Here is a 6,337-nt window from a genome sequence, read left to right on the forward strand (position 1 = left end):
CATGGCCTTTTCTCCCCTGAACCGTCGACGCTTCGAGCGCTTCAAGGCCAACCGCCGCGGCTGGTGGTCGCTGTGGCTGTTCCTCATCCTGTTCGGCCTGAGCCTGGGCGCCGAGCTGATTGCCAACGACAAACCCATTGCCGTGCACTACGACGACACGTGGTACTTCCCGGCGTTCAAGCGCTACCCGGAAACCACTTTCGGCGGCGAGTTTCCGCTCGAAGCCAACTACAAGAGCCCCTACATCCGGGAGTTGCTGGCCAAGCAACAGGCCTGGGTGCTCTGGGCGCCCATCCCCTTCAGCTACCAGAGCATCAACTACGACCTCAAGGTACCGGCCCCGGCCCCGCCCTCGGCAGACAACTGGCTGGGTACCGACGACCAGGGCCGTGACGTGCTGGCGCGGGTGATCTATGGCTTCCGTATTTCGGTACTGTTCGCCCTCACCCTGACCATCGCCAGCTCGATCATCGGTGTGATCGCCGGGGCCTTGCAGGGCTATTACGGTGGCTGGGTGGACCTGGCCGGGCAGCGCTTCCTGGAAATCTGGTCGGGGCTGCCGGTGCTGTACCTGCTGATCATCCTCGCCAGCTTCGTGCAGCCCAACTTCTGGTGGTTGCTGGGCATCATGCTGCTGTTCTCGTGGATGAGCCTGGTGGATGTGGTGCGCGCCGAGTTCCTGCGTGGGCGCAACCTGGAATACGTGCGCGCCGCCAGGGCCCTGGGCATGCGCGACGGGGCGATCATGTATCGGCATATCCTGCCCAATGCGATGATTTCCACCATGACCTTCATGCCCTTCATCCTCACCGGCGCCATCGGCACCCTGACCGCCCTGGACTTTCTCGGCTTCGGCCTGCCTGCCGGCGCGCCATCGCTGGGCGAGCTGGTGGCACAGGGCAAATCCAACCTGCAGGCGCCCTGGCTGGGCATCAGTGCCTTCGCTGTGCTGGCAGTGATGCTGAGCCTGCTGGTGTTCATTGGCGAATCCGCCCGCGATGCCTTCGATCCGAGGAAATGACATGACCGAACCCAACCTGATCGAAGTGCGCGACCTGGCCGTCGAATTCCTCAGCGGTGACCAGGTCAATCGCGTGGTCGATGGCATCAGCTTCGACATCCGCCGTGGCGAAACCCTGGCCCTGGTCGGCGAGAGTGGCTCGGGCAAATCGGTGACGGCGCACTCGATCCTGCGCCTGTTGCCCTACCCGCTCGCGCGGCACCCCAGCGGCAGCATCCGCTACCAGGAACAGGACCTGCTCACGCTCGGTGAAAAGCCGATGCAGCGCATTCGCGGCAACCGCATCGCGATGATCTTCCAGGAGCCGATGACCTCGCTCAACCCGCTGCACACCATCGAAAAGCAGATCAACGAAATCCTCTTGCTGCACAAGGGCCTGACCGGCCCGCAAGCCACCGCACGTACCGTGGAGTTGCTCGAACTGGTCGGTATTCCCGAGCCGCACAAGCGCCTCAAGGCCCTGCCCCACGAGCTGTCGGGCGGGCAACGTCAGCGGGTGATGATCGCCATGGCCCTGGCCAATGAGCCGGAGCTGTTGATCGCCGATGAGCCCACCACGGCGCTGGACGTGACCGTGCAGCTGAAGATTCTCGAGCTGCTGAAGTCCTTGCAGGCGCGCCTGGGCATGGCGCTGCTGCTGATCAGCCATGACCTCAACCTGGTGCGGCGTATCGCCCACCGCGTGTGCGTGATGCAGCAGGGCAAGATCGTCGAGCAGGCCGACTGCGCCACCTTGTTCGAGGCGCCACAGCACCCCTATACGCAGATGCTGATCAACGCCGAGCCTACGGGCGACCCAGTCCCGAATCCAGCCGGTGCAGCGTTGCTGGAAGTCGACGACCTGAAAGTATGGTTCCCGATCAAGAAAGGGTTTCTGCGACGCACCGTCGACCACGTCAAGGCGGTCAACGGCATCCACTTCAGCCTGCCTCAGGGGCAGACCCTGGGCATCGTCGGTGAGAGTGGCTCAGGCAAGTCGACCTTGGGCCTGGCGATCCTGCGCCTGATTGCCAGCGAGGGCGCCATCCGCTTCGACGGCCAGTCGCTGGAAGGCCTCGACCCGCAGCAGGTCAGGCCACTGCGCCGGCAGATGCAGGTCGTGTTCCAGGACCCGTTCGGCAGCCTCAGCCCGCGCATGAGCGTGGCCGACATCGTTGGCGAAGGCCTGCAGATCCATCGCATCGGCAGCGCCGAAGAGCGTGAAGCCGCGATCATCGCCGCGCTGCAGGAGGTGGGGCTGGACCCGGCCACCCGCCATCGCTACCCCCATGAGTTTTCCGGCGGCCAGCGCCAGCGCATCGCCATCGCCCGCGCCCTGGTGCTCAAGCCCGCGCTGATCTTGCTGGATGAACCAACCTCGGCGCTGGACCGCACCGTGCAACGGCAGGTCGTAGAGCTGCTGCGTTCGCTGCAGCGCAAGTACAACCTGACCTACCTGTTCATCAGCCACGATCTGGCCGTGGTAAAAGCGCTGAGCCATCAGTTGATAGTGATCAAACAGGGCGAGGTGGTGGAGCAAGGCGACGCCCGACGCATCTTCCAGGCCCCGCAGCATGCGTACACGCGACAGCTGTTGGAGGCGGCGTTTCTCAGCCCGACGGGTGAGGCCTGGCGCCCCGACTGACGAGCAGGCCATTCGGTGTTGGCGGCCCATTCAGGATGCCACCGAACGGCCGCCACTCGGCCGACGCCGCGCTCGCAAGGCAGAGCACTACCCCGTCAGCAGGCGATAGCCGACGCCGACTTCGGTATGGATGAAGCGCGGCGCCGTTGGATCATCACCCAGCTTCTGGCGCAGGTGCCCGACCACGATGCGCAAGTAGTGCGTGTCATGGACGTGGCTCGGGCCCCAGATGTCCTTGAGCAGTTGTTGCTGAGTAATGACCCGACCGGGATGGCGGGCCAATTGCGCCAGCAGGCTGTACTCCTTGCGCGTCAGCTCGACGGCCGTACCGTCCAGGCTGACGCGACGCTCGGCCAGGTCGATGGTCAACGCCCCGAGACTGATCGCTGGCGCGCCTGCCGCGTGGGGCAGACCGGCGCTTGCCGATGAGCGAAGCAACGCGCGAACGCGGGCGAGAAACTCCTGAATGCCGAACGGCTTGGTGACGTAGTCATTGGCCCCGCCGTCCAGAGCATCGACCTTCTGCACTTCGCTGGCACGGACCGACAGCACCATGACCGGTACCGCACTCCATTCGCGTAGCGCCCGCAACACCTGCTGGCCGTCCATGTCCGGCAGGCCCAGGTCAAGCACCACCAGGTCCGGTTGGCCCAGCGCAGCCTGAGCCAGGCCATCACCGCCCGTGGCGGCCTCGATCACCTGATAACCCTGTGAACTCAGGCTGATGCGCAGGAACTTGCGAATCTGCGGTTCATCATCGATGACCAGCACGGTAGCGGACAGGTTCATGGGGCCTCGGGATCGGGATCAGGCTGCTCGGGCAGCGGCAAGCATAAGGTGATGCAGGTGCCCTGACCATCCAGCCCGTCACTCACTTCGACATGGCCACCGTGGGCGCCAATCATGCCCTGGCAGATGGCCAGGCCGAGGCCCGTGCCCTGCCCGCCGCGGTCGCCACGGGCGGCGGTGTAGAACATGTCGAAGATCCGGCCGCGCTCGGTGTCGGGAATCCCCGGACCTTCGTCGCTCACTGCCAGGCGCAGCTGCCCGGGACGCACCTGGACCTGGACCTGCAGGCGACCATTGACCGGCGAAAAACGTGCGGCGTTCTCCAGCACGTTGACCAGCGCTTGCTCGATCAGCGCGGCGTGGACGAACAGCAACGGAGCGTCGGCCGGCACCTCGGTGCGTACCTGCAATGATGCCAACAGGCTGTGCAGGCGCTGCAGCGCACTGCCGACGATGTCAGCCGGCGCCACCCAGTCGCGGGCCAGCGCCAGTGCGCCGTGGCCCAGGCGGGTCATGTCGAGCAGGTTCTGGATGTAGCGGTCCAGGCGCTCGGCTTCATCACGGGTACCCTCCAGCAACTCGCGGCGATCCGCTGCGGGAATCACCTCGCCCAGGGCCAACAAGCTGTCGATGCTGCCACGCATGGCCGTCAGGGGTGTGCGCAGGTCGTGGGACACCGAGGCGAGCAACGCACTGCGCAGTTGTTCGGTTTCGCCCTGCAAGCGTGCGGCCTCCAACTGCTCGGCCAGGTTCACCCGGGCCAGCGCCAGGCTCAATGGTTGGGCCAGTGCGCGCAGGCGCAGCAGGTGCTGCCGGCCGAGCGGGCGTGACGTGGTGGAACAGGCAGCAAGCAAGGCCAGGGGCTGGTCGTCGTCGCGCAACGGCCACCACCACCAGCGCCCTTCGGGCAAGGTGTCCGTGCCCGCCCCGGCCGCCTGGCCGTGCTGCCAGGCCCACTCTGCAGCGGCGCGCTCGTTGACGGTGAAGGCCGGCAGTGGCTGGCCTGCTGCGGTCAAACCCGCATGAACCTCGTGTTGCACTACGCAGACCTGCTGCCCGTCGCCACCAGACAGGTGGTGCGCTGCAGCCGCGAAGACTGCCTGGCGATCGGTGGCCTGGGCCAGGCGCTGGGACAGTTCGAGCAACTGCCGGGTCTCATCCTGGGTCCACCGCAGGGCCTGCAACTGCCGCCGCTGCCGCGCCGCCAGGTTGCCCGTGAGCGCGGCCATCAGCAGGAAGAACAGCAAGGTCAGGACGTCTTCTTCACGCTGGATGCTCAGCGAGAAATTCGGCGCGATGAACAGGTAGTCATAACTCAGGAACGACAGCACCGCGCAAGTCAGGGCTGGGCCCAGGCTGCTGCGCACCGCCACCAGCAGCACTGCCGCAAGAAACACCAGAGATATGTTCGGCAGTTCCAGCACACTTGACACGGTCCAGGCCAGGCCCGCCGCCAGCACGGTGGCCAACATCGCCAGCCCATAGTGCCTCAGCGGCCCGATGGGCCGGCGGGTCGGCACTCGCGGCACGGCATCCGGCTCTGCATCGAAGACCGTGATTTCCAGGCCCGAACGCTGACGCAACAGGCGTACACCGACCCCGGCGCCGAACGCCGGAGCGTACCAGCGGCGGCGGCTACGCCCGACCAGCAGGAGGCTGGCCCGGCGCGCCTGGGCATGTTGCAGCAGTGCCTTGGCAACTTCAGCAGCCCGCAGCAACACCACTTCACCGCCCAGACGCTCGGCCAGTTGCTGGGCGGCCTGCAGACGTTGCCTGCTGGTGTCGTCCCGTGCTTCACCGCGATCCACATGCACCAGGCTCCAGGGCAGGTGGCGACGCTGGGCCACGCGGCTGGCATGGCGCACCAGCCGTTCGGCCTGCGCATCGCCGTCGACCCCAACCAGCAACCGCCCCTGCAACGCCGGCGCCTGTTCACCGCGCTGCCGATAACCCTGGGCCAGATCCGCATCGACCTGCGCCGCGGCGGTGTGCAGGGCCAGTTCACGCAGGGCGCTGAGGTTGGTCTGCGAGAAGAACGCATCGATGGCTGCCCGCGCCTGCTCAGGGACGTAGACCTTGCCCTGGCGCAGGCGCTCGAGCAGCTCGCGCGGCGGCAGGTCGATCAGCACCAACTCGAAGGCTTCCTGTACCACCCAGTCCGGCACGGTCTCACGAACCTGCACGCCGGTGATGCCACGCACCTTGTCGTTCAGGCTTTCCAGATGCTGGACGTTGAGCGTGGTGTACACGTCGACACCGGCGGCCAACAGTTCCTGTACGTCCTGCCAGCGTTTAGCGTGGCGGCTGCCGGGCACGTTGCTGTGGGCCAGTTCGTCCACCAGCGCCAGTTGCGGGCTGGCGGCCAGCAGCGCGTCGAGGTCCATGTCCTGCATGAGCACACCGCGGTAGTCGCAGCGCAGCAGCGCAACCTGAGGCAGATCGACCAACAGCGCCTCGGTCTCGCTGCGACCATGGCTCTCCACGACCCCGGCCAGCACCTCGACGCCCTGACGGCGCTGACTGTGGGCCGCCTGGAGCATGGCGTAGGTTTTTCCCACACCCGGCGCCGCACCGAGAAACACCTTCAGCCGCCCCCGACCCTGGCGCGGCAAAGCGTTCAACAGCGCATCGGCACGTTGCGCGTCAGTCATGGTTCATCCTTTCGTGGGCAGGGGCGCAAGGCGGTCCAGCGCCTGGTTGAGCAACAGCACATTGACCACCGGCGGGCCGATCAGTGGGCGCAGCGTGGCGTCATCGATCAGCACTTGCAAGCGCGATGCCTGCACGCCGCGCGCCGCCGCCACACCTGGCACTTGCCAGGCCACTGCCGCCGGCGACAGGTGCGGGTCGAGGCCGCTGCCTGAGGTGGTCAGCAGCGCCATGGGCACGGCACCTTGGCGGTC

At 66.4% G+C, this 6,337-nt stretch carries 5 protein-coding genes; 2 read left to right on the forward strand and 3 right to left on the reverse strand.

All coding sequences use genetic code 11. The features are described from left to right. The first annotated feature begins 1 nt into the window (after position 1). Together RT028_RS08185 and RT028_RS08190 are read left to right on the forward strand one after the other, a co-directional pair. Positions 2-1,021 (forward strand): ABC transporter permease, encoded by a 1,020-nt coding sequence (locus RT028_RS08185; protein ID WP_312934204.1) that lies wholly within the window; start codon positions 2-4, stop codon positions 1,019-1,021. A gap of 1 nt (position 1,022) precedes the next feature. After that, positions 1,023-2,645 carry an ABC transporter ATP-binding protein gene (locus RT028_RS08190; RefSeq protein WP_312934205.1) on the forward strand — a complete coding sequence of 541 codons (1,623 nt, stop codon included), beginning with the start codon at positions 1,023-1,025 and terminating at the stop codon, positions 2,643-2,645. A gap of 87 nt (positions 2,646-2,732) precedes the next feature. Here the strand turns inward: RT028_RS08190 and RT028_RS08195 are convergent, their stop codons facing one another. The 3 genes from RT028_RS08195 to RT028_RS08205 form a co-directional block, all read right to left on the reverse strand. Beyond that, on the reverse strand, positions 2,733-3,434 hold the full coding sequence (locus RT028_RS08195; protein WP_312934206.1) for a response regulator: 702 nt from the start codon (positions 3,432-3,434) through the stop codon (positions 2,733-2,735). Continuing rightward, entirely contained in the window at positions 3,431-6,085 is a 2,655-nt protein-coding gene (locus tag RT028_RS08200) for a sensor histidine kinase KdpD (RefSeq protein ID WP_312934207.1), read from the reverse strand. Before RT028_RS08200 ends, RT028_RS08195 begins: the two co-directional genes overlap by 4 nt. Before the next feature lie 3 nt (positions 6,086-6,088). Beyond that, a partial coding sequence (locus RT028_RS08205) for a potassium-transporting ATPase subunit C (protein WP_312934208.1) occupies positions 6,089-6,337 on the reverse strand: 249 nt, incomplete at its 5' end.

The sequence above is a fragment of the Pseudomonas sp. genome, assembly GCF_032058845.1.
Lineage (GTDB): Bacteria > Pseudomonadota > Gammaproteobacteria > Pseudomonadales > Pseudomonadaceae > Aquipseudomonas.

Excerpts from the sequence above, each read along its gene's own strand:
- RT028_RS08185 (WP_312934204.1), top strand. The coding sequence starts at position 2 with ATGGCCTTTTCTCCCCTGAACCGTCGACGCTTCGAGCGCTTCAAGGCC.
- RT028_RS08190 (WP_312934205.1), top strand. The coding sequence starts at position 1,023 with ATGACCGAACCCAACCTGATCGAAGTGCGCGACCTGGCCGTCGAATTC.
- RT028_RS08195 (WP_312934206.1), bottom strand. The coding sequence starts at position 3,434 with ATGAACCTGTCCGCTACCGTGCTGGTCATCGATGATGAACCGCAGATT.
- RT028_RS08200 (WP_312934207.1), bottom strand. The coding sequence starts at position 6,085 with ATGACTGACGCGCAACGTGCCGATGCGCTGTTGAACGCTTTGCCGCGC.